Origin of the sequence: Anaerosalibacter massiliensis (genome assembly GCF_024623155.1) — a bacterium.
Classification (GTDB): Bacteria; Bacillota; Clostridia; order Tissierellales; family Sporanaerobacteraceae; genus Anaerosalibacter; species Anaerosalibacter massiliensis.
The window spans coordinates 56067-81890 of sequence record NZ_JANJZL010000006.1 but is presented as its reverse complement, the minus strand read 5'-3'; the positions used below and the strand labels follow the sequence as shown (position 1 = coordinate 81890).

20 protein-coding genes are annotated in these 25824 nt (G+C 32.1%); 14 read left to right on the top strand and 6 right to left on the bottom strand.

Annotated elements, in window-relative coordinates; genetic code table 11:
* Positions 1 to 16 precede the first annotated feature (16 nt).
* The 3 genes from NSA23_RS10125 to NSA23_RS10115 all read left to right on the top strand — a co-directional run bounded on the left by NSA23_RS10125 (position 17) and on the right by NSA23_RS10115 (position 5075).
* Complete coding sequence (locus tag NSA23_RS10125; RefSeq protein WP_042683394.1) at positions 17 to 1645, top strand: amidohydrolase; 1629 nt, start codon at positions 17 to 19, stop codon at positions 1643 to 1645.
* Positions 1646 to 1655: 10 nt separating this feature from the next.
* Positions 1656 to 3311 carry a M20/M25/M40 family metallo-hydrolase gene (locus NSA23_RS10120; RefSeq protein WP_042683395.1) on the top strand — a complete coding sequence of 552 codons (1656 nt, stop codon included), beginning with the start codon at positions 1656 to 1658 and terminating at the stop codon, positions 3309 to 3311.
* 135 nt (positions 3312 to 3446) lie between these two features.
* A complete protein-coding gene (locus tag NSA23_RS10115; protein WP_042683396.1) occupies positions 3447 to 5075 on the top strand; it encodes an amidohydrolase in 1629 nt (542 codons plus the stop codon).
* A 37-nt stretch (positions 5076 to 5112) separates the two neighbouring features.
* Here the strand turns inward: NSA23_RS10115 and NSA23_RS10110 are convergent, their stop codons facing one another.
* Both NSA23_RS10110 and NSA23_RS10105 read right to left on the bottom strand, forming a co-directional pair.
* A complete protein-coding gene (locus NSA23_RS10110; RefSeq protein ID WP_050069912.1) occupies positions 5113 to 5310 on the bottom strand; it encodes a Fe-Mn family superoxide dismutase in 198 nt (65 codons plus the stop codon).
* 22 nt (positions 5311 to 5332) lie between these two features.
* On the bottom strand, positions 5333 to 5572 hold the full coding sequence (locus NSA23_RS10105; protein WP_075052148.1) for a superoxide dismutase: 240 nt from the start codon (positions 5570 to 5572) through the stop codon (positions 5333 to 5335).
* 254 nt (positions 5573 to 5826) lie between these two features.
* Between NSA23_RS10105 and NSA23_RS10100 the strand changes: the two genes are divergently transcribed.
* The 11 genes from NSA23_RS10100 (at position 5827) to NSA23_RS10050 (ending at position 22040) form a co-directional block, all read left to right on the top strand.
* Positions 5827 to 7185 carry a sigma-54 interaction domain-containing protein gene (locus NSA23_RS10100; RefSeq protein WP_042683397.1) on the top strand — a complete coding sequence of 453 codons (1359 nt, stop codon included), beginning with the start codon at positions 5827 to 5829 and terminating at the stop codon, positions 7183 to 7185.
* 309 nt (positions 7186 to 7494) lie between these two features.
* A complete protein-coding gene (locus tag NSA23_RS10095) occupies positions 7495 to 8871 on the top strand; it encodes an alanine/glycine:cation symporter family protein (protein WP_042683398.1) in 1377 nt (458 codons plus the stop codon).
* 56 nt (positions 8872 to 8927) lie between these two features.
* On the top strand, positions 8928 to 10562 hold the full coding sequence (locus NSA23_RS10090) for a M20/M25/M40 family metallo-hydrolase (protein ID WP_042683399.1): 1635 nt from the start codon (positions 8928 to 8930) through the stop codon (positions 10560 to 10562).
* Positions 10563 to 10721: 159 nt separating this feature from the next.
* A complete protein-coding gene (locus tag NSA23_RS10085) occupies positions 10722 to 11741 on the top strand; it encodes a LacI family DNA-binding transcriptional regulator (RefSeq protein WP_042683400.1) in 1020 nt (339 codons plus the stop codon).
* 12 nt (positions 11742 to 11753) lie between these two features.
* Complete coding sequence (locus tag NSA23_RS10080; protein ID WP_042683401.1) at positions 11754 to 12866, top strand: ABC transporter ATP-binding protein; 1113 nt, start codon at positions 11754 to 11756, stop codon at positions 12864 to 12866.
* Between the two features lie 11 nt (positions 12867 to 12877).
* Positions 12878 to 14236, top strand: coding sequence for an ABC transporter substrate-binding protein (locus NSA23_RS10075; protein ID WP_042683402.1), 1359 nt, complete (start codon positions 12878 to 12880; stop codon positions 14234 to 14236).
* Between the two features lie 66 nt (positions 14237 to 14302).
* Positions 14303 to 15169 carry a carbohydrate ABC transporter permease gene (locus tag NSA23_RS10070; RefSeq protein WP_042683403.1) on the top strand — a complete coding sequence of 289 codons (867 nt, stop codon included), beginning with the start codon at positions 14303 to 14305 and terminating at the stop codon, positions 15167 to 15169.
* Entirely contained in the window at positions 15169 to 15996 is an 828-nt protein-coding gene (locus tag NSA23_RS10065; RefSeq protein ID WP_042683404.1) for a carbohydrate ABC transporter permease, read from the top strand. Before NSA23_RS10070 ends, NSA23_RS10065 begins: the two co-directional genes overlap by 1 nt.
* A gap of 15 nt (positions 15997 to 16011) precedes the next feature.
* Positions 16012 to 18165: a TIM-barrel domain-containing protein gene (locus NSA23_RS10060; protein WP_042683405.1), complete on the top strand. Its 2154-nt coding sequence runs from the start codon at positions 16012 to 16014 to the stop codon at positions 18163 to 18165.
* A gap of 12 nt (positions 18166 to 18177) precedes the next feature.
* Positions 18178 to 19656, top strand: coding sequence for a 4-alpha-glucanotransferase (gene malQ / locus NSA23_RS10055; RefSeq protein WP_042683406.1), 1479 nt, complete (start codon positions 18178 to 18180; stop codon positions 19654 to 19656).
* 5 nt (positions 19657 to 19661) lie between these two features.
* Positions 19662 to 22040 (top strand): glycogen/starch/alpha-glucan phosphorylase, encoded by a 2379-nt coding sequence (locus NSA23_RS10050; RefSeq protein ID WP_042683407.1) that lies wholly within the window; start codon positions 19662 to 19664, stop codon positions 22038 to 22040.
* Positions 22041 to 22252: 212 nt separating this feature from the next.
* Here NSA23_RS10050 and NSA23_RS10045 read toward each other — a convergent pair whose 3' ends face one another.
* The 4 genes from NSA23_RS10045 to acrC form a co-directional block, all read right to left on the bottom strand.
* Positions 22253 to 22690: a MaoC family dehydratase gene (locus NSA23_RS10045; protein ID WP_050069914.1), complete on the bottom strand. Its 438-nt coding sequence runs from the start codon at positions 22688 to 22690 to the stop codon at positions 22253 to 22255.
* A 71-nt stretch (positions 22691 to 22761) separates the two neighbouring features.
* Entirely contained in the window at positions 22762 to 23808 is a 1047-nt protein-coding gene (locus NSA23_RS10040; protein WP_042683408.1) for an electron transfer flavoprotein subunit alpha/FixB family protein, read from the bottom strand.
* 12 nt (positions 23809 to 23820) lie between these two features.
* Positions 23821 to 24618, bottom strand: coding sequence for an electron transfer flavoprotein subunit beta/FixA family protein (locus tag NSA23_RS10035; RefSeq protein ID WP_042683409.1), 798 nt, complete (start codon positions 24616 to 24618; stop codon positions 23821 to 23823).
* 17 nt (positions 24619 to 24635) lie between these two features.
* Positions 24636 to 25772: an acryloyl-CoA reductase gene (gene acrC, locus NSA23_RS10030; RefSeq protein WP_042683410.1), complete on the bottom strand. Its 1137-nt coding sequence runs from the start codon at positions 25770 to 25772 to the stop codon at positions 24636 to 24638.
* Between the last annotated feature and the right edge of the window lie 52 nt (positions 25773 to 25824).

Sequence of the window (25824 nt, the reverse complement as noted above, 5' to 3'; positions counted from 1 at the left end):
AAAAGGAGGTTTTATAGTGGACAAAATTTTTATTAACGGAAAAATAGCAACTATAGACTCAAAGAACTCTTTTGCTGAGGCTGTGGCTGTAGAAAATGGAAAGATAACTAAAGTAGGTTCTAATGAAGAAGTTTTGGAACTTAAAGATGATAATACAGAAGTAGTAGATTTAGAAGGCAAACTCCTCCTTCCAGGATTCAATGATAGTCATATGCATTTACTAATGTATAGTTACCATATTCAAAATGTAAATCTTGTAGGAACTACCTCTATAGGCAACATAATAGAAAGAACTAAGAAATTTATAAAAGAAAGAAATATTGCTTCAGGAAAATGGATTTTAGGAATAGGCTGGAACCAAGATTATTTTACAGAAGGAGAAAGGGTTTTTCCGACTAGGTATGATTTAGACAAAATATCTACTGAACATCCAATAGTTTTTACAAGGGTCTGTTATCATATAGTAATAGCAAATAGTAAAGCTATGGAATTAGCAGGAATAACTAAAGATTCTCCTCAAATAGAAGGAGGAAAATTTGACCTTGATGAAAATGGAGAGCCTATAGGAATATTTAGAGAAAAAGCTCAAGGTCTAATAACTAGCCATATTCCAGAATCTACAGTAGAAGAGATAAAAGAAATGCTTATTGAAGGTATGAAAAATGCTAATAAATGTGGAATCACATCGGTGCAAACAGATGATTTCGAAGCTATACCAGGGAAAAACTATGAAAATATAATTAAAGCTTATAAAGAATTAAATGAAGAAGGGAAAATAAACTTAAGAATATATGAACAATGTCTACTCCCAAGCATGGGAAGATTGAAAGGATTTTTAGACAGTGGATATAGAACGGGACATGGGGATGATTTCTTTAAAATAGGACCACTGAAACTACTTGGAGATGGATCACTTGGAGCAAGAACGGCAGCTTTAACTAAACCTTATGCAGATTGTCCAGACACTTATGGTATACCAGTATTTACTCAAGAGGAAATAGATGAACTTGTAGAAATAGCTCACAATAGTGATATGCAAATAGCAGTCCACTGTATAGGAGATAAGGCAATGTACATGGCCTTTGAAGCAATAGAAAAGGCATTAGCTAAAAGTCCAAGAAAGGATCATCGTCATGGAATAGTGCATTGCCAGATAACTGATGAATATTTATTAAATAAGTTTAAAGAATTAAATGCAGTAGCCTATATTCAACCAATATTTTTAGACTATGATTGGAAAATAGCTGAATCTAGAATAGGAGGTGAATTATTAAAAACTTGTTATAACTGGAGAACTCTCCTACACAGTGGAGTCCATCTAGGATTTGGCTCAGATGCACCAGTAGAATCCTTCAATGTATTAAATGGTATATATGAAGCTGTAACAAGTAAGGATTTAAATGGAGAACCAGAAGGTGGATGGAAACCAGATCAAACCCTTACAGTAGAAGAAGCAGTCTATGGTTTTACTATGGGAGGAGCTTATACATCATTTGAAGAAAATGGGAAAGGCTCTATTGAAGAAGGTAAATTAGCTGATATGGTAGTGCTTTCAAGAGATATATTTGAAATACCAGAAGATGAAATAAAAGATGTAGAAGTAGAGATGACAATTTTCAATGGAAAAATAGTATATAAAAAATAGGAGGGGGATTATGTATTTAAACTGTTTGGAGGAAGTTAAAAACATAACTAAAGAATTAGTGAAGGTACCAAGTATAGTAAAAACAGATGGAGAAACTAAATGTGCACAGAAAATCTATGACTATTATAAAGAAATTTCATATTTCAAAGAAAATCCAGAAAGACTTCAAATGGTTCAAACTATAGATGACGAAATAGAAAGACATATAGTTGTTGCCCATGTAAAAGGTACAAAAGGAGATTCAAACAAAGCCATAATACTTATGGGACATTTAGATACAGTAGGAGTAGATGATTTTGGGACTATTAAAGAATATGCCTTTGATCCAGACAGACTTCCAGAGGTTTTAAGAAAGTTAGATTTAAACGAAGAATTAAATAAAGACATAGATTCAGGAGAATATATGTTTGGAAGAGGGGCTCTTGATATGAAATCAGGAGTGGCAGGTCATATGTATTTAATAAAATATTTTTCAGAACATCCAGAAGAGCTAAATGGACATATCATAGCTTTGGCGGAATGTGATGAAGAAGACAATTCCCATGGTATACTAACAGGTTTAAAAGTCTTTAAAGATATAAAAGAGAAGGAAAACTTAGAATATGTTGCAGCTATAAATGCAGATTATTCTACTCCATATCATGCAAAAGATGAGAACAGATATGTATACTTTGGAACTATAGGAAAACTACTTCCATCTTTCTATGTAGTAGGAAAAGAAACCCATGTAGGGCAGGCATTTGGGGGACTAGATCCCAATTTAATAGTGGCAGAGCTTACAAGACTTATAGAATTAAACCCAGAACTTTGTGATGAGGCTTTTGGAGAAGTAACCATACCTCCAATGTCACTAAAACAAGCAGATTTTAAAGAAGGATATACAGTTCAAACTCCAATAGCTGCTTATTCTTATTATAATTTCTTTACTCATAGTATGAGTCCAAAAGATGTAATGGAAAAGATGAAAGAAAAGGCAGAAGAAGCCTTTGACAATATTATAGAATATACAAATAAATCTTATAAAGAATTTTGTAAAAAAGGAGGCCATACATATACAAAGCTCCCATGGAAGAATAGGGTATATACTTGGGATGAATTTTATAATGAATTAGTAGATATTCATGGAGATAAATTTAAAAAACATATATACAATTTTGCAAAAGAGCTAAACAACAATTATCCAACTATGGATTTAAGAGAGTTTAGTGCAAAGGTCATAGAAGAATCTTGGAAATGGGTTAAAGATAGGAGTCCAGCTATAATAATATACTACTCTTCAATATTTTCAGCTAGAATAGAAGTAACAGGAAAAGATGAAAAGGAGAAAAACCTATTAGCTAGTGTTAATGAATCCATAGATTTTGTACAGAAGTATTCAGACAAACCTATAGTAACTAAGATGTTCTACCCATATATTTCAGACTCTAGCTTTATGACAATAAGTGATGATCTAGAAGATTTAAAGGCATTAGAAAACAATATGCCAGCTTGGGGAACAAAATATGTATATAATGTAGATGATATATTGGCTATAAATGTGCCAGTAGTCAACATAGGTACCTTTGGGAAAGATGGACATAAAGTAACCGAAAGGGTTCATATGAAACATACATTTGAGAATGTTCCCAATATAACATATAATACAATTAAAAAGATATTAGTTTAAAAATTAAAAATATTTCAAAAATCAATTAAAGGTAATAACCCTATGCTATAATACGAAACTCCTTTCTGTAGTCCATAGGAAGGAGTTTCCATATATTGAATACTGTAGGCATTATTTTTTAAAGGGGGCTTTTCTATGGATAAGATAATTTTAAACGGAAAAATAGCTACAATGGTTTCAAAATATATATCTTGGGCTGAAGCTATAGCTATAAAGGATAAAAAAATAGCTAAAGTAGGCACCAATGAAGAAGTGCTAGACTTGAAAAGTGATAATACGGAAATAATAGATTTAAAGGGCAAAACAGTACTTCCGGGTTTTAATGATAGCCATATGCATCTACTTAGCTATGGATATTCTTGCAGAGCTGTAAATCTAAATGGAACAGAGTCCATAGATGGAATAGTAGAGAGAATAAAGGATTTTATTAAAGATAAAAATATAAAAAAAGGGAAATGGATTGTAGGAAGAGGATGGAATGACGATTATTTTAAAGATGAAAAAACTTTTCCTACTAGATATGATTTAGATAGAGTTTCAACAGAACATCCAATAGCTATAATTAGGGCATGTGGACATATTCAAATAGCTAATAGTAAGGCTTTAGAATTAGCAGGAATAACCAAAGATACCCCTCAAATAGAAGGAGGAAAGTTTGATTTAGACGAAAATAGAGAACCTACAGGAATATTTAGGGAAAAAGCTATAGAGCTTTTAACTAGCCAGATTCCAGAACCTACAGTAGAAGATATAAAGGAAATGCTACTTGAAGGTATAGAAGATGCCAACTCCTGTGGTATAACCTCAATTCAAACAGATGATTTTGAAGCTATACCAGGAAATAACTTTCACAATATACTAAAGGCCTATAGAGAATTAGAAGAAGAAGGAAAACTTAGCCTTAGAATATATGAACAATGTCTACTACCAAGTATGGATAGAATAAATAGCTTTTTAAATAGTGGCTATAGAACTGGATGGGGAAATGAGTATTTTAGAATAGGACCATTGAAACTACTTGGAGATGGATCACTTGGAGCAAGAACAGCAGCTTTAACACAACCTTATGCAGATTGTCCAGACACTCGTGGTATACCAGTATTTACTCAAGAAGAAATAGATGAACTTGTAGAAGTAGCTCACAATAATGATATGCAAGTAGCAGTCCACTGTATAGGAGATAAGGCAATGTACATGACCTTTGAAGCAATAGAAAAAGCATTAAATAAAAGTCCAAGAGAGGATCATCGTCATGGAATAGTACATTGCCAGATAACTGATGAATACTTATTAAATAAGTTTAAAGAATTAAATGCAGTAGCCTATATCCAACCAATATTCTTAGACTATGATTGGAAAATAGTTAAAGATAGGGTAGGAGAGAAGCTGGAAAAAACCTCTTATAATTGGAAGACCCTTTTAGATAGTGGAGTCCATATAGCTTGCGGCTCAGATGCACCAGTAGAATCTTTTAATGTATTAAATGGAATCTATGAAGCAGTTACAAGGAAAGATTTAAAGGGAAATCCAGAAGGTGGCTGGATGCCAGAACAGAAACTCACAGTAGAAGAAGCAGTTTATGGATTTACTAAAGCTGGAGCCTATACTTCCTTTGAAGAAGATATAAAAGGTTCAATAGAAGAAGGCAAACTAGCAGATATAGTAGTACTTTCGAAAAATATATTTGAAATACCAGAAGATGAAATAAAAAATATAGAAGTAGAAATGACCATATTTGATGGAGAAATAGTATATGAGAAATAAAAAATAGCTCTAGCTGCAGAGCTATTTTTATATACAATTATTTTACTTCATCAAATTTTTTAGCTACTTTCTTCCAATCTACTACATTCCACCAAGAATCAATATAATCTGCCCTTTTGTTCTTGTATTTTAGGTAATATTCGTGTTCCCACACATCAATACCAAGAAGGGGTTTTTTTGCCATTGGAGATTGGATTGTCTTGATTTGGAGTAGCTTCAATTGATAGTTTGCCATTGGAATCAAGTACTAACCATGCTCAACCACTACTAAATTGTCCTAAAGCAGCTTTCTTAAAATCTTCTTTAAACTTATCAAATCCCCATAAGTCCTCATCAATCTTCTTTCCAAGATTTCCTTCTGGTTTTCCGCCGCTTTCTGGTGACATTATATCCCAAAACAGTGTATGGTTATAATGGCCACCACCATTGTTTCTCACAGATATTCTAATATCCATTAGAATAGTTTCCAAAGACTTTAATATTTCTTTAGTTTTCATATATGGATAATTATTGTTTTACAATAATTGGTACAATACTTGCAGACTAAATATTTAAGACGAACTTACAGAAATATATAAGAAAGATGAAATTGTATATAGTTTGTTAAGAAATTAAGTAAAATATTATTGAAAATTATAGGTGAAAATGATAATATAACATTAAAAATAATTAGAAATATTCTAAATTTTTAGAACAAACCATTAATAAATTGTTTTTAATCAGGTTATAAAAGAGGGGGCTATTATAAAATATGTTAAAGGGATACATTGAAGAACTTTTGAACCTATTTGATGATGCAGATTTTTTAGTAGTTACTGATAAGGAAGGCTATATAGAGTATTATAAAATATTTAAGGGTTTAGGAAGTAGAATAGTAGATGATCCAGTAGGACTTCACATATTAGAATTACATCAGCATCTAGATTATGAAACTAGTACAGTTATGAGAGTTCTAAAAAATAAAGAACCAATAATAAATGAAAAACAATATCTAAATATTTTTAAGGAGAGGACAGTCACTGTATTTTCTACTACTTTTCCTATAATGGAAGGGCAAGAGGTAGTAGGAGCTGTAGATATTAACAAATATATCTATGAAAATATGAATGGAGTAAAAAAGTTTAAACATCATAATTTGGATAGTAGAAAGAACTATTTATTTACTATAGATAATGTTTTAACTAATAATGATGCTATGATTGAAGTTAAAAATAGAACATTAAAAGCTGCTAAAACTAATTCACCAGTTATGATATATGGAGAAACAGGTACAGGTAAAGAGCTAATAGCCCAATCAATACATAATCATAGCCTTAGGAAGGACAATCCGTTTATTATACAAAATTGTTCAGCAATACCACTTACATTAGCAGAAAGTATGTTTTTTGGTACTACAAAGGGAAGTTTTACAGGGGCAGAAAGCAAAATAGGACTTTTTGAAATGGCCAACAATGGCACTTTAGTATTAGATGAGATAAATTCTATGGATCTTAATTTACAACCTAAGTTACTCAGAGTAGTAGATAGTGGAGCTTTTAGGCGGATTGGTGGAAAAGAATTGATTGATGTAGATGTAAAATTGATTTCTATGTTAAATGAAGACCCCAAATTAATTTTAGATAACAAACAAATGAGGCAGGATCTTTTCTATAGACTAGGTGTGGTTATAATAAAAATACCACCACTTAGAGAAAGAAAAGAAGATATTCCTCTTCTAGTAAATAGTTTTATAAATGAATATAATATAAAAATGAGAAAAGAGATAAAAAAGGTTAGCAAAGGAGTTATGGATTTATTTATGGAATATAGTTGGCCGGGGAATGTTAGACAACTAAAGCATGTTATTGAAAGTGCCTTTAATTTTACTGAAGGAGAAGTTATAAATGAAAATGATTTACCTTATGATATAAATACCAAGAAGAATATCTCAAAGAATATTGATATAGATAATAAATTTTCTTTGAATGAGGCTGTAAAAGATTATGAAAGTAGATATATTAAATTAGCACTAGAAAGTAGTGATACATTAAATGAAGCTGCTAGTCTATTAAAAATATCAAGACAGACTTTAAAATATAAGATGGATAGTCTAGGAATAGAAATTGAATAAAGATTTTTTATATAAATTAGAGCAAGAATATGCAAAAAAATTTTTGCATATTCTTGCTCTAATTTTATTATTTAGGGTTCATAAAAATATGTTTATAAAATATTTAAACAATTCTAGATAGGTTTATAACTTATTTATAGGAGTAAAAACATTTATCTAGATATATATTGTAAGAATTGGCACAATTGTTGCAAAATTATATATTTATATAGATAAGTATATATTATCACAAACTAAAATATTTAAGAAAGGATGATAACAAAAAAGTATATTGGAATTATTATTAAATTATAATTTGGGAGGGGTTTTATGCAAACCTTTATAGATAGTATTGTTAGTTTTTCCAATTGGCTTTGGGGAATTCCTATGATGCTTATTTTAGTTGGAGGCAGTCTTATAATGAGTTTTTCATTAGGTTTTTTCCAGATTAGATATTTTCCATTTATAATGAGTGAAACCTTTGGGAAAATGTTTTCAAAAGAAGGAAAAGAGAAAGATGGAATTAGTCCATTTCAAGCAGTTACAGCAGCATTAGCTTCAACTGTAGGAGCATCCAATATAGTTGGTGTGCCAATTGCTATAGTTTTTGGTGGACCAGGAGCAGTTTTCTGGATGTGGATAGTTGCCCTTATAGGCAGTGCAACTAAGTTTTCAGAAATAGTACTGGGTATAAAGTATAGGGAAAAGAATGAACTAGGAGAATATGTTGGTGGACCTATGTACTATCTGAAAAAAGGATTAAATTCAAACTTCTTAGGAAGGCTATTTGCATTTTGTTTGATGATTGAAATCATACCTTCTGTAGCTACTCAAACAGCATCAGCAGTCCAAACAGCTGGAACTCTTAATATATCTAATCAGCTAGCTGGTATTGTAATTGCTCTTTTAGTAGGTATAGTAGTTTATGGAGGTATTAAAAGAATTACACAGATTACTGAAAAATTAGTGCCCTTTATGGCATTACTATATGTAATAGGTTCTTTAATAGTAGTATTATTTAATGCTAAAAATATATTTCCAGCCTTTGGCCTTATATTTAAACATGCATTTACTCCAGCTGCAGCAAAAGGCGGTTTTTTAGGGGCTAGTGTAGCCCATGCCATAAGATGGGGTACTGCTAGAGGAGTATATTCAAATGAAGCTGGAATGGGTACAGCACCTATTGCCCACTGTAGTGCAAATACAGATCATCCTGTTAGACAAGCTATGTGGGGTATTTTTGAAGTTGTAGTTTCTACATTGATCATATGTACTATGACTGCACTATTGGTTTTAACTACTGGATTACATGAAGTAATACCAGCAAAAGAAGCTGCAAGTATTCCTGCTAGAGCTTTTCAACAAGTACTAGGTAATACCTTAGGTGGAGGAATTGTAACGTTAAGCATGTTTTTATTTGTACTTTCAACTATTATTGTTCTTGTATTTTATGGAGAAAAACAAGCAGAATACCTATTTGGAGTAAAAACTTCTAAAATAATGAGATTAGTTTATTTAGTAGCTATATTCCTAGGTGCTTATGGAGGGCTTGAGTTCCTATATAATTTCTTAGATATACTATTGGCTACTGTGGTTATTCCTAATATGATAGGAGTAGTATTTTTAAGAAATGAAGTTAAAGATTTAAAAAATGATTTCTTCAATAATCCTGAATATTATCCAAGTGCAAAGGAGGAAGTAAAATAGATAGCTATTATTATGTTTATATAAATTTATTATAATATCATTGGGAGGTAGTATATATGAATGAAAGAATTGAAAAACTTACATTGGAGTTAACAAACATAAGAGGAATTGTGGGAACGAAAGAGGAAAATAATGTGGCTGAAAAAGTATATGAAAAATTTATGGAAATGGATTATTTTAGAAAGTATCCTCAATATGTTAAGTATGTAGATGCAATAGATGATCCTCTTGGAAGAAAAAGTGTAATGGCTATGGTAAAAGGAGAAAAAGGAAGTAACAATAAGACAGTTATTTTAATAGGTCATATAGATACTGTAGGAATTTCTGACTATGGTGATTTAAAAGAATATGCTACTAAACCTTTAGAGTTAGGAGAAAAGTTTAAAGAAAGACCTCTTTCTGAAGATGTAGTTAAGGATCTAAAATCAGGAGAATATTTATTTGGCAGAGGTATATTTGATATGAAATGTGGGGTAGCCACCCTTATGACTTTAGTAGAGGAAATCTCTGATGATGTAGAAAATTTTGAAGGCAATATTGTATTTGCAGCAGTATGTGATGAAGAAGGTAATTCTGGTGGTATGCTTTCAGTAGTTCCAGAGTTAGTTAAATTGAAAGAAAAAGAGAATTTTGAATACTTAGCAGTACTTGACACAGACTATAGCGCTCCAAGATATGAAAATGATAATACTAGATATGTATATGTAGGTACTGTAGGAAAATTAATGCCTACTTTCTACATAGTTGGAGCAGAAACTCATGGAGGAGATCCTTTTAAGGGAATAGATCCTAATTTAATATCTTCAGCTATAACTAGTGAAATTGATTTCAATACTAAATATTGTGATGAGGCTGAAGGAGAGGTTACTGTACCGCCTATTACTTTAAGACAACAAGATTTAAAGCCAGAGTACTCAGTTCAAACAGCAAAAACTAGTCATCTTTATTTTAACTATGGAACCCATATAAGTACTCCAGATGAAGTTATGGAAAAGGTAGTCAAAGGTGCAGATTTAGCTTTTCAAAATGTAATTGATAATTTAAATAAAGAATACAAAAAATATTGTGATTTAAATAAATTCCTATATGAGAAATTACCTTGGAAATCCAGAGTTATGTCCTATGATGAATTATACAAGAAAGTAAAGGAAGAAAGAGGAGAAGAAGTAGATAAGTTAATAGAAGATTTAAATAAAGAACTACTTGCTAACCCTAATGTAGATGATAGAGAATTTGCACTAAAAATAGTAGAAGGAGTTCATAATATGTGGTCGGATAAAGATCCTGTAGTTGTAGTATTCTTCTCACCACCATATTATCCACATATATATGTGGAAGGAAAATCTAAACTAGAGGAAAATCTTTTAAATGTAGTTAAGAAAACAGTTAAAAATATTGATTCTAATTATGATATTAAAGTAAAGAAATTCTATCCTTATATTTCTGATTTAAGTTATGCAGCAGCTCCAAGAGAAAAAGAAGCTATTGAATCTCTTAAGAATAATATGCCTGGATTTGGAGTGAAATATAAATTACCTATTAAAGACTTACAAGAGTTAAACCTTCCAGTAGTCAATATAGGACCTTTTGGAAAAGATGCTCATAAATTCACAGAAAGATTAGAAAAAGACTATTCCTTTAATGTAGCACCAAAACTTGTTTATAATACTATTATAAATTTATTCAAATGATGTAGATATAGTAGGGCAGACCAATTTATATAGTCTGCCCTATTTTGATTTAATTATAAATTAATATTTGAAAATTTAAAAAGATATGATATAATGATGTTAAAAGAAATTGGAAACGTTTCCGATAACGTTACCTAAAATAGATGAAAGAGTGATGTTATGGCTGATTTAAGTATCAAAGATATCGCTGAGATTGCAGGAGTAGGTGTTAGTACTGTATCTCGTGTTATAAACAATCATCCTGATGTAGGAGATAAGACTAGGAAAAAGGTTTTACAAATAATTGAAGAGTACAATTATATCCCTAATAATAGTGCAAGAAATTTGAAAAGAAGTAGTACTAATAATATCGGGATTTTAGTTAAAGGTATTCATAACCCTTTCTTTTCACAGATGATTAAAGCACTTGAAGAAGAAATAAACAAGAAAGATTATTCTATGATACTTCATTACAATGAGAAAAACTCCAATGATATTGAAGTTGCTATAGAACTTATTAAGGAAAAGAAGCTAAAAGGTTTGATTTGCCTTGGGGGAGATTTTGATGATTTAGAAAACAATCAACTACTAAACTTAAAAACTCCTATGGTTTTAACATCAGTAAACATTATTGAAGAAGTAGATAAAGATGCATTTTCCAGTGTAACAATAGAAAATGAAATTGCAGCTTTTAAAGCAGTAGATTATCTATGCAAATTAGGCCATGAAAAAATTGGAATTATCAGTACTGGAGAAGGAGATAAGAATGTTGGGAAGCTTAGACTTAGAGGATATAAAAAGGCATTAGTGGCAAATGGAATAGAAAAAAGAGATGAATTTATATCCTTTGCTCATTATACTTTTGAATCTGGATATAATGCTATGAATGAATTATTAGATAGAAATTTAGGGTTAACGGCAGTATTTGTTACTTCAGACATAATGGCTATAGGTGCTTCAAAGGCAATTCTTAGTAGAGGTTTAAAAATTCCTGAAGATATCTCTATAGTTGGGTTTGATGGTATTGAATATTCAAAATATTTTCATCCATCTATTACTACTATAAAACAGCCAATAGAAGAAATGGGTCGAAAGAGTGCAGAAATACTGTTTGATTTGATAGAAAAGAAAAAAGAGCAACAACATGTAGTGTTTAAAACAAAATTATTAGAAAGAGAATCTTGCAAAAAATTAAAATAGGGGGACTCTTTTATGTCTAAAGTAGTATTGAAAGATGTTGAAAAAGTTTATCCAAATGGGTTTAAAGCTGTTCATGGGATTAACTTAGAAGTTGAAGACGGTGAATTCATGGTGTTAGTAGGACCTTCAGGATGTGCAAAGTCTACTACCCTAAGGATGATAGCAGGCCTTGAAGAAATCAGTGGAGGTACTATTAGCATTGGTGATAAGGCGGTAAACGATATCCCACCAAAGGATAGAGAAATAGCTATGGTTTTTCAAAACTATGCCCTATATCCACATATGACAGTTTATGAAAATATGGGATTTTCTCTTAAGATGAAGAAAACACCTAAAAATATTACTGATGAAAAGGTAAGGGAAGCTGCAAAAATATTGGATATAGAAGATTTATTAGATAGAAAGCCTAAAGAACTATCAGGAGGACAAAGGCAGAGAGTTGCTGTAGGAAGAGCTATAGTAAGAGCTCCAAAAGTCTTTTTATTTGATGAACCCCTATCCAATTTAGACGCAAAGCTAAGGGTTCACATGAGAGTTCAATTATCTCAACTACACCAAAGGCTAAAGTCTACTATGATCTATGTAACTCATGATCAAGTAGAAGCTATGACTATGGGAGATAGGATATGTGTTATGAACCTAGGAAAAATAATGCAAGTAGATACTCCACTAAATGTATATCAGTATCCGGCAAATAAATTTGTAGCAGGTTTTATTGGCTCACCCCCTATGAATTTTATGGAAGGGGAAGTAATTGAAATAAATAATGATATAAAAATTAAAATCAAGGAGGTGAAGCTGAAACTGCCATTAGATAAATCTAGAAATTTAAAGAATTATGTTGGCAAGAAGATATGGTTTGGAATTAGGCCAGAAGACATAAACATAGGAAATTCAAATGAAGAAAATTCTATTAAAGGGAAGATAGAAGTAATTGAATTTATGGGAAATGAAGCCTTTATATATTCCAAAATTGGAAATGATCAATTTATATCTAGAACAGATTTCCTAGGTGCCAAAGATTTGAAGAATGGTAGTGAATGTTTCTTTTCTATTAATATGGACAAATGTCATATTTTTGATTATGACAGTGGAAAAAATATAAGCCTGTGGCTTAAAAATTAAGGGGGGGTTCAATGTTTAAGTCAAAAAAAGTCCTGATATTAGCAATAGTTATGGTACTCACTTTATCATTAGTAGTGACTGGTTGTTCAAATAATGAAAGTGATAAAAGTGCTCTTAAGGAAAATAAAGAAGCATCAGATGAAAAATCAGGTAAAGAAGTAGAAGTAGACATATTCCAATTTAAAGTTGAAATAGCTAAAGAGTTGGAAGAAGCAGCAAAAGTTTATGAAGAAGAAAATCCAAATGTAAAAATAAATATTCAAACAGTTGGCGGTGGAGATGACTATGGTGCTGCATTAAAGGCTGCTTTCCAATCAGGAAATGAACCAGATATATTTAATGTTGGTGGTCCACAAGATATTAAAGATTGGATGGACAAGCTAGAAGATCTATCTAACCAACCTTGGGTAGATAAAGCACTAGATGGTGTACTATCAGGAGCTACAGTAGATGACAAGGTATATGCACTACCTTTTAACTTGGAAGGTTATGGATTTGTTTATAATACAGAAATATTTAAAGCTGCAGGTATTGATGCAGAAAAAATAGTAGATTTTAAAAGCTTAGAAGAAGCGGTGAAAGCTTTAGATGGGAAAATTAAAAATGGTGAATTAAAAGATGATTATCCACTACTTGAATCTGTATTTGAATTTCCTGCAAAAGAAACTTGGATAACTGGCTTACATACATCTAATGTAGCACTAGGACAAGAATTTGATAGTTCTATAGAGGCATTTAATTCTGAAGAAGTAGAGTTTAAATATGGAGATTCACTAAAGAAAATAATAGATTTGCAAGCAGATTATTCATCTAATAGAGATGCAAAACAAAAGTTGAATGCTGTAGATTATACAACACAAGCAGAAGAAGGAATAGCCATAGAACGTGTAGCAATTATACAACAAGGTAATTGGGTTTATGGATTAGTAAATGATGTAGATGAAGATGTGGCAAAGAAATTAGATATATTGCCTATACCTTTAGAAGGTGGAAAGGAAGATTCCATACCAGTAGGAGTTCCAATGCATTGGGTAGTAAACAAAGATAGTGATGATGGAGTGAAAGATGTAGCGAAGGATTTCTTGGATTGGCTATATACATCTGAAAAAGGAAAAGAATATATAGTTAATGAATTTCATTTTATACCTCCACTAACTGGATATGAAGATTTAGAAGTAGAAGATTCTCTAGGAAGAGCAGTTTCAAGATATGCAGAAGCAGGAAAGACAACTCCTTGGGTGTTCATGGGCTATCCAACAGCATGGGGTATGGAAGGCTTAGGAAACAATATACAAAAATATTTATCAGGAGAATACACTTGGGAAGAAGTTATATCTGAATCCCAAGCTCAATGGAAGGAAATGAGATAAAAATAAAATTATAGGGATATACATTTTATGTATATCCCTATATAGTATATGGAAAGGAGAGGAATGATGAAATACTCAAAAGGTTGGTTTTGGACCTTTGTAAGTCCAGTATTATTGGCATTTATAATTGTAGTCATCATTCCAATGATTACAGGAATTTATTATTCCTTTACTGATTGGAATGGAATAGGAAACAATGCAAATTGGGTAGGATTTAAAAACTATATAAAGATTTTTACTGAAGACAAAGATTTTTTAAACTCCTTTTTGTTTACAGCAAAATTTGCTCTAGTGTCATTAATAACTATAAATGTAATAGGATTTGGATTAGCACTTTTGATGACAAAGGGGTTAAAAGCTACTAATTTTTTTAGAAGCATCTTTTTTATGCCTAATATGATAGGGGGACTTATACTGGGGTTTGTTTGGCAATTTATATTTACAAAAGGTTTTGATTCGTTGGGGAGGATACTAGGTTGGAATTTTTTAAGAGGATGGTTATCTGATCCAACTACAGGATTTTGGGGATTAGTAATACTTATGTCTTGGCAAATGTCTGGTTATATGATGGTTATCTATATAGCTGCAATAGAAAACATTCCAGAATCATCTATTGAAGCAGCAGAAATAGATGGAGCCAATGCTTGGCAAAGGCTTAAATATATAATAATGCCACTAGTAGCGCCGGCTTTTACAGTAGGACTGTTTCTAACTTTATCAAATTCCTTTAAACTATATGATCAGAATCTATCATTGACAGCAGGTGGTCCTCATAATTCCACTCAAATGTTGGCCATGAATATATATAATACAGCTTTTAAATTTAACAAATTGGGACTTGCTCAAGCAAAGGCAGTTGTATTTTTAGTCACTGTAGCAGTTATTACATTAACACAGATTTACTATAGCAAGAGAAAAGAGGTGGAAATGTAGTGAAAGGAGAAAAAAAGAATAAAACTCGAATTCTAATACTTGCTATATTTTTAGCCATTATATTCATATTGCCTTTTTATATAGTGTTGACTAATTCATTTAAGACTCAAAAAGGAATATTTCTAAATGTTACAGATTTGCCTTTTGGCCAATTCTTTACATTGGATAATTACATAGAGGCTTTTAAGGAATTGGATTTTGTTCATTCATTTTTAAATTCACTTTTAATTACAGTATTTAGCACAGTTTTAATTGTTATATTTTCATCTATGGCAGCTTGGATGCTAGTTAGGACCAAATCAAAACTAAGTAGCTTCCTATATTTTCTATTTGCTGCAGCTATACTCATACCATTTCAATCGGTAATGCTACCCCTTATAAATTTAATGGGAAAAATAGGATTTTTAAATAGAAGTGGACTAATTTTTATGTATGTTGGTTTTGGAGCCAGTTTATCTATAATGCTCTACCATGGTTTTATAAAGAGTATACCTGTAGAATTAGAAGAAGCTGCAACTATAGATGGCTGTAACAAGTTTCAAGTATTTTGGTACATTATATTCCCAATGCTTAAGCCAATAACAGTAACAGTTAGCATATTAAATGCTATGTGGATATGGAATGACTTCCTACTACCACAGTTAGTAATCAATAGGCCAGAGTCTCATACAATACCTTTAAAAATGTTCTATTTCTTTGGACAACATTCTAAACAGTGGCATTTAGCATTGGCAGGTCTTGTAATTGGCATGATACCTATAATCATATTCTATATATTGGCACAAAAACATATTATTAAAGGGGTTACAAAAGGTTCAATAAAATAGTTTTGGAGGGATATGGTGAAAGTTTATAAGATATCAGACAATATTTTAAAATATAGATTTGGTGTCCCCTTTCCTACAGATGTAGTAGTGAAAGCAGGGAAAGAAATAGAAAAAAGTAGTGTAGACTATTTCCAAATAAAAGAAAAGGAAGAGTTAAAACTTATTTATAAAATGGATACTAAAGATATAGTATTTGGCCTAGGAGAAAATCAAAGAGGTCTAAATAAAAGAGGAGGAGAGTATATTTCTTTCTGTTCTGACGATCCAAACCATACTCCAGAAAAAAGATCTTTATATGGAGCTCATAACTTTTTATTAGTAGATGGAGTAGAAAACTTTGGAGTATTTATAGACCATCCTGGGAAAGTAGTATTCGACATAGGATTTAGTCACAAGGACTATTTAGAAATAACTATTGAAGATAAAAATTTTGATCTATATATAATAGATGGTAGCAGCTCTAGAGAAATAGTTAGTAGTTTTTTAAATATTATTGGAGAAGGCTATGTGCCACCAAAATGGGCATTTGGCTATCAGCAGTCTAGATGGAGCTATCCAGATGCTAAAGAAGTAGAAAAAATAGCAGACAGATTTATTGAAAATAATATACCCTGTGATGCTATCTACTTAGATATAGACTATATGGAAGACTATAAAAACTTTACAGTAAGTGAAGAAAGATTTCCCAATTTTAAAAGATTTGTAGAGAAAATGAAGGATAAAGGATTTAGACTAATTCCTATAATAGATGCAGGGGTGAAAATAGAAGAAGGTTATGATATCTATGAAGAAGGTGTAGAGAAAGGATATTTTTGTGTAGATATCAAAGGCCAGCCCTTTGTAGCAGCAGTATGGCCAGGAAAGGTACATTTTCCCGACTTTTTAAATAATGAATCTAGGCTATGGTTTGGGAAGAAATATGGAAAGCTAATTGACTGTGGATTAGAAGGATTTTGGAATGATATGAATGAGCCAGCTATCTTCTATACAAATAGGGGAATAGAACAGGCTATAGAAGAAGCTAAAAATGCGGAAGGCAAGAACTTAAATATAGACAGCTTCTTTGGTCTTAAAGATGAATTTAGAAATATCTCCAATAATATAGAAGACTATAAGTCTTTCTACCATAATATAGATGGAAAATTAGTAAACCACTATGATGTTCACAATCTATATGGATACAATATGACTAGATCTGCTGATGAAGGTTTTAAAGAAATATATCCTAATAAGAGATTTTTATTGATATCCAGATCTTCCTATATAGGAATGCATAGATATTCAGGAATATGGACTGGGGACAACCATTCTTGGTGGGAACATATACTATTGAATATAAAGATGATGCCTTCATTAAATATGTGCGGATTTTTATACTCTGGAGCAGATACAGGGGGATTTAGCGGTGATATCAATGGAGAACTTGCTATAAGATGGACTCAGTTCAGCATATTTACACCACTATTTAGAAACCATTCTGCCAAAGGTACAAGACATCAAGAACCCTTTGCCTTTGATGAAGAAAGTAATTTAAATATGAAGGAGGCTATAAAGCTTAGATATGGACTTATACCTTATATTTATTCTGAATATATGAAGGCAATTATAAATAAGGATATTTACTTTGCACCAATTTCCTTTGAATACAATGATGAATATTCAAGAAGGGTGGAAGACCAACTTTTAGTTGGAGATTCACTTATGATTAGCCCTATTTATGAAGAAAATAGTAGAGGAAGATATATATGGCTGCCAGAGGATATGCTACTATGGAAAGCTAAGGATTATAGTGAAAGAAAGTATGAAGTCATAGAAAAGGGTCATAGATATTTAAATATTGATATAGATGAAATACCTATATTTATTAAGAAAAATAGAGTATTGGTACTAGGAAAACATGCCAATACTGTTGACAATATAGATAATCAAGAGCTAGTAGTCATAGCTTTTGTAGAAGACAAAGCTAGCTATACTTATTATGATGATGACGGAAAATCCTTAGACTATAGGGATGGAATATATTCAAAGCTAATCATTGAAATTGAAAAGAGAGAAAATGACTACAATATAAATGTAAAAAGCCATGGAAATAAGGAAATTAAGAGATTAAAACTAGAGATAGTAGATAGAGAAGGAAAAGTAACTAAGAAGACTGTTAATATTCAATAAAGGAGAAGGAATATGACTGAAAGAAGTAGCGGAATACTAATGCATATTACATCTTTGCCAAGTCCCTATGGTATTGGCACCTTTGGAAGGGAAGCTTATAGATTTGTAGATTTTTTAGAAAAGGCAGGACAAAGCTACTGGCAAGTACTGCCTCTAGGCCTAACTGGCTATGGAGATTCTCCTTATCAATCTTTTTCATCCTTTGCTGGAAATCCTTATTTCATAGATTTAGAGCTTTTAACGGAGGAAGGATTTCTTAAAAAAACTGATTATCAAGATTTAGATTTTGGCAATGATGATGAAAAGGTTGACTATAAAAAGATATTTCAAAACAAGATGCCTGTTTTAAAGATTGCCTATAAAAGGGGAAGGGGAAAGTATATAGAAGAAATAAAATCATTTCGAGAAAAAAATAAAGACTGGATTGAAGATTTTGCTCTATATATGGCTGTGAAAAAAGAATTTGATTTAAAATCTTGGCAAGAATGGGATGAAGATATTAAATTGAGAAAAGAGCCTGCAGTAGCCTATTATAGAGAGAAGCTAGAAGATGAAATAGACTACTGGATATTTTTACAACATATGTTTGCCAGACAATGGAAAAAGCTTAAATCCTATGCCAATAACAAAGGGATTAAGATAATTGGAGATATACCCATATATGTAGCTCCAGATAGTGCAGATACTTGGGCAAATAGTGAACTATTTTTATTAGACCAAAATAAGAAACCTATTGTAGTAGGAGGCTGTCCTCCAGATGCTTTTTCAAGTACTGGTCAGCTGTGGGGGAACCCCATGTATAATTGGAAACTATTAGAAGAGAGAGGATTTGAATGGTGGATTAGAAGAATTGAAAATAATATGGAACTATTTAATGTAACAAGGATAGACCATTTTAGAGGTTTTGAATCCTATTGGGAAGTACCATTTGGAGAAGAGACTGCAATTAATGGCAGATGGAGAAAAGGACCAGGAATGAAACTATTTAATGCAATTAACAATAGACTAGGTAAGATAGATATTATTGCTGAAGATCTAGGGTTTTTAACTGAAGAAGTAGTAAGGCTTAGAGAAGAAACAGGATATCCTGGTATGAAGGTACTCCAGTTTGCCTTCGATACAAGGGAGGAAAGCGACTATCTACCCCACAACTATGATAGAAACTGTGTTGTATATACTGGAACCCATGATAATGATACAGTAGGTGGATGGCTGAAAAACGCTGAAATCTCAGATGTAGAACATGCTATTAAATACCTAAGATTAAATGAAGATGAAGGCTACCATTGGGGATTTATTAGAGGAGCTTGGAGTTCAGTAGCCAATCTTTCAATAGCCCAAATGCAAGATTTTTTAGGTCTGGGAAGTGAAGCTAGGATGAATATACCTTCAACAATAGGTGGAAACTGGCAATGGCAGATGAAAAGTGAATACTTGACCAATGAATTAGCTGAAAAAATTCATGATATAACTAAGCTATATGGGAGGTAGAAAATTTGTTTGATAAGGTAAAGTTTAAAGAGACAGTGGAAACTATATTGAAAGTAGACTATGGCAAGACTATTGAAAATGCTGAAGAATATGAAAAATACAATGGCATATCTAAGGCAATAATGGAGCTAATATCTGATAACTGGAATGCAACGGAAAAACTATATTCAAATGGTAAACAAGCCTATTATTTTTCAGCAGAATACCTAATGGGAAGGGCTTTAGGAAATAATCTATTAAACTTAGGTATCTATGAAGAAGTGAAAGATACTCTAAAAGAGTTAAATATAGATATAAATAATATAGAAGAAATAGAAGAAGATGCAGGCCTAGGCAACGGAGGATTGGGAAGACTTGCAGCTTGTTTTATGGACTCAGCTGCAACTATGAACCTACCCCTTACTGGTTATGGAATTAGATACGAATATGGAATATTTGAGCAGAAGTTTGAAGATGGTTTTCAAATAGAAAGGGGAGACAATTGGCAAAGATATGGAGATCCTTGGTCTATTAGAAGGACTGAAGATACAGTTATAGTAGAATTTGGAGATGGAAAGATAAAGGCTATTCCCTATGATATGCCTATTGTAGGATATAATACTAAAAATATAAATACTCTAAGGCTTTGGAAAGCAGAATCTATAGAAGAGTTTGACTTTCAACTGTTCAATGATCAGAAATATGACGAATCAGTGAAAGAGAAAAACAGAGCAGAAGATATATCCAGAGTTCTATACCCCAATGATTCCAATGAAGAAGGGAAGATGCTCAGGCTTAAACAACAGTACTTCTTTGTATCAGCTTCCTTAAAGGATTTATTAAGGAAATATAAAAGTAGATTTGAAAAGGATTTTAGCAAGTTCTCAGAGTACCATGCTATACAGCTTAATGACACTCATCCAGTAGTGGCAATACCTGAACTAATGAGAATATTAGTAGATGAGGAGAATATAGCATGGGAAGAAGCTTGGAATATAGTTGAAAATACTTTCTCCTATACAAACCATACAATATTGGCTGAAGCATTGGAACAGTGGGATATAGAACTATTTAAAAAAGTACTTCCAAGAATATATGAAATAGTTGAAGAAATAGATAAAAGATTTATATTAGAACTAAAAGAAAAAAATTATTCCCATGAGAAAATAGAGGATATGAGAATAATATCTAACAATACAATTAAAATGGCTTGGCTGGGAATTCATGGTACCCATACGATTAATGGAGTAGCACAACTTCATACAGATATATTGAAAAACAAAGAGCTAAAGGATTGGAACAAGCTCTATCCAGAAAAATTTCAAAACAAGACTAATGGCATCACCCCTAGAAGATGGATAGCCCTATGTAATAGAGAATTAACAGAGATGATAACAGAACTACTTGGTACAGAAGAATGGATAACAGATCTATCTATGTTAAATAAATTGGAAAAATATATAGATGATGAACAAGTTTTAAAGAGGTTATTGGCCATAAAAATGGAGAAGAAGGAAGAGCTATCAGACTATATATTTAAAAAAGAAGGAATAGAGATAGATCCAAATTCCATATTCGATATTCAAATAAAAAGACTCCATGAATATAAAAGGCAACTTCTAAATGCTTTCCACGTATTAGACTTGTACTACAGGCTTAAAGAAGACCCTAATATGGATATACTACCAAGAACCTTCATATTTGGAGCAAAGGCAGCTCCAGGATACTTTAGAGCTAAGGGAATAATAAAATATATAAATGAAATAGCCAAATTGGTAAACAATGATCCAGACATAGATGGCAAGATTAAAGTATTATTTGTTCAAAACTACAATGTATCCTATGCAGAAAAACTATTCCCTGCTGCAGATATATCAGAACAAATATCTACTGCTGGCAAGGAAGCTTCAGGTACTGGAAATATGAAATTCATGCTAAATGGTACTTCTACACTGGGAACCTATGACGGAGCAAATGTAGAGATAGTAAAAGAAGCAGGAGAAGAGAATAACTTCATATTTGGTGCTAGAGTAGAAGAATTGGAAGAGATTGGAGGAAGCTACAATCCAATAGAATACTATGAAAGTGTTCCAGGGTTAAAGAGGGTAGTAGACACTTTAATAGATGGAACCTTTGATGATGGTGGCACAGGTATGTTTAAGGAGCTATATGATTCTTTAACGATAGGTGCTCATTGGCATAGAGCAGATAATTACTTTATATTTAGAGATTTTGACCAATATAGAGAGGTCCATAAGAAAGTCGATAGGGCCTATAGAGATAGACTGGATTGGGCAAGAAAATGTTTAAAAAATATAGCCAACGCTGGAAAATTTTCTAGTGATAGAACTATATTAGAATATGGAAAGGAAATATGGCATATAGAAGCTAAAAAAATACAATAAATATACGAGGATGGTACTTTATATGGCAATGCAAGCCATTTAAAATGCTCAAACGATCAGGTAGTGTAAATAAATCCGTGCTTAAGTGAAAATAAATGCTCTTTTCTGGCAAGAATTAAAATAAGAATAAAAACCAGAAAGGAGCATTTTTATGAGTACATTACCAAAAGAAGTACTAAGAGAGATGATTAATGATGGAAATTTAAAACTAATTAATCTTCCATAAGCATTGTTATAGCTTTTCCAGTTACAACTAATTCATCTTTTTGATTGTAAATTTCAGTCTTTAATATAATTCGCTTTTTTTCATCAATTTTTTCAATAACTTCTGCTTTAGCAGTAATAGTATCGCCAATAAAAGTAGGTTTAATAAACTTTGCTTCTTGAGAAAGGTATAGGGCATTGACTCCAGGAATACAGACTCCTACTATTGTAGAGAAGAATGAAGCTACTAACATTCCATGGACTACACGCTGACCAAACATGCTTCTTTCTGCATACTCTTTGTTCACATGGAGAGGGTTAAAATCTGCTATAATTCCTGCATAGTTAACTACATCTGTTTCAGTAATAGTTTTAGTTATTTCTGCAGTATCGCCAATTTTGACCTCATCGTAAGACCTTTCATTTAATAATGTCATATGTGCCATTTTAAAATTCCTCCTTTTTGTTTATAATAATTAAAGCCCTATAGAGAGAGTTATCTCTATAGGGCTTTAATTTATATTTCTTCTAATATACTATCTGCATCATCTATTGCATCCATTATTGCTGGGATTATTTCATAGAGATCTCCTACTATACTATAGTGAGCTATATTAAATATAGGAGCATCAGGATTTTTATTGATTGCAATTATACAATCTGATTCTGACATTCCAGCTTGATGTTGTATAGCACCTGAAATTCCACAAGCAATATATAGTTTTGGTCTAACAGTAGTTCCAGTTTGACCTACTTGGTGAGAAGAGTCTATCCATCCATTGTCTACTGCAGCTCTAGAAGAACCGACTACTCCACCTAATTTCTTAGCAAATTCCTCAATAAGTTTAAAGCCTTCTGCATCTCCTAAACCTCTACCACCGGATACTACAATTGAGGCATCTATCAGGCCAGCTTCTTTCTTTTCAGATTTAATTACTTCTAATACTTTTGCAACTATATCTTCATCTTTAATATTTGGCACTATATTTTCAATATTTCCATTCCTATCAGGATTATATTTAGCTTTTTTCATAACACCTGGTCTTACAGTAGACATTTGAGGACGATTCTTAGGACAAACAATTGTTGCCATAAGATTTCCACCAAAAGCAGGTCTAGTTTGAAGAAGTTTTCCATCAGTTTCATCTATTTCAAGCCTTGTACAATCTGCAGTAAGTCCAGTACCTATACGACTAGCCATTCTTGGACCTAAATCTCTACCAATAGTTGTAGCACCTATCAATACTATTTCGGGCTTTCTTTCTTTTACAAGGTCAACTATTACTTTAGTATATCCATCTGTTGTATAGACTTTTAATAATTCATGGTCTACCTTCAATACATTGTCAGCACCATATTTTATAAGTTCTTCTGCTGCTTCGTCCATATTATGACCTAGAAGTACAGCAGTTAGATTCACGTTTAATTTATCAGCTAACTTTCTACCTTCTCCTAAAAGTTCAAGAGCTATATTAAGCACCTTTCCATCTCTTTGTTCTGCTATGATCCAAACATCTTTATATTCATCTAAATTAATACCTTGATTAACTTTAGCTTTAGACATTCCTTTCCCTCCTTACAATATATGTCTTTCTTTCATGCGAACTAAAAATTCTCTTGCCTTATCTTGAGGAGTTTCACCTTCTAATACTTCACCTTCAAATTTTCTTGTAGGAACAAAGGTTTTATATACATTAGTTGGAGAGCCTTTAAGGCCTATTTGCGTTAAATCAACAGTTAAATCATCAACTGTCCACTCTATTATTTCAGTCTTATTTGCTTTTTGGAATATACCCCATGTAGACATATATCTAGGAGTATTTAAATCTTTAATAGCTGTAAGTAGCACAGGCATTTTAGATTCAACTACAAAATATCCATCTTCAATACTTCTATGGGCAATTACCTTATTATTTTCTGGATCTACTTTTAGATTTGATACATAGGTTATTTGAGGAAGACCTAAAAACTCAGCAATTTCAGGGCCAACTTGAGCTGTATCCCCGTCAATAGCCTGTCTACCGCAAAATACTATATCATAGTCTCCTATTTTATCTAAAGCAGCTGATAGTATGGTGGCTGTAGCCCAAGTATCAGAACCAGCAAATGCTCTATCGGTTAAAAGAATAGCTTCATCTGCTCCCATGGCAAGGGCTTCTTTTAAAGCTTCTTTAGCTTGAGGAGGTCCCATAGTTAGTACAGTTACATGAACATTTTCATGTTCATCTTTTATTCTAAGTGCTTCTTCTAGTGCATTTTTATCGTCAGGGTTAATTATACTGGGAACACCTTCCCTTATTAATGTACCAGTTTCATGATTTATTTTTACTTCATTAGTATCTGGAACTTGTTTTACACAAACTACAATTTTCATTTTTAAACCTCCTTAATCTATCTAGTAATTTGAGAAGCAATAACAATCTTCATAATTTCAGAAGTACCTTCATATATTTCAGTTATTTTAGCATCTCTCATCATTCTTTCAAGTGGATAATCTTTCATAAATCCATATCCACCATGCATTTGTACAGCTTTGTGAGTAACATACATAGCGGTTTCAGAACCAATAAGTTTTGCAGTGGCAGCTTCCTTAGTGAATGGCTTTCCAGTTTGTTCAAGATAAGAAGCATGATATATCAACCATCTTGATGCTTCTATTCTAGAATGCATATCAGCAAGATACCATTGAAGCCCTTGGAATTTAATAAGAGGCTTTCCAAATTGTTCCCTTTCTTTTAAATATTTAATAGTTTCTTCAAGAGCTCCTTCAGCTAATCCTAATGCTTGGGAAGCCATACCTATTCTTCCGCTATCTAAACCAACCATAGCTAATTTAAAACCTTGACCTTCTTTTCCAAGAAGATTTTCTTTTGGAATACGGCAGTTTTCAAATATAAGTTCTGCAGTAGAAGAAGCACAAATACCCATTTTATCTTCTATTTTACCTATACTGAAACCAGGAGTATCTTTTTCAACTATGAAAGCAGACATACCTCTAGTCCCAGCGGATTTGTCAGTCATAGCAAGTATAACGTATGTGTCAGCTTCTCCGCCGTTAGTTATAAAGCATTTAGAACCATTTAATATATATTCATCTCCATCTAATACAGCTGTAGTTTGAACATTTGAAGCATCAGATCCAGCATTTGGTTCAGTTAGTGCAAAAGCGCCAATATGTTCGCCACTAGTTAATTTGGCAACATATTTTTCTTTTTGTTCCTTAGTTCCAAATTTTAATATAAGGTTTATAGGAAGATAGTGGACAGAAACTATAGCAGCAGTAGCACCACATTTCTTGGCTATTTCTTCTATTACTATATTCTTAGAGATTGTATCTCCACCAGCTCCACCATATTCTACAGGGAAAGGTATAGCCAAAAAACCATTCTTTCCTAATTTTTTTATTGTTTCTCTAGGGAATCTATGTTCTCTGTCAATTTCTTCAGCAATAGGTTCAATTTCATTTTGAACAAATTCCTCTATAGATTGTTTAACCATATTTTGCTCATTAGTAAAATCAAAATTCATCAAAATACCTCCTTGTCTTTATTTTAAAATTATAGTTATTATTTATATTTAC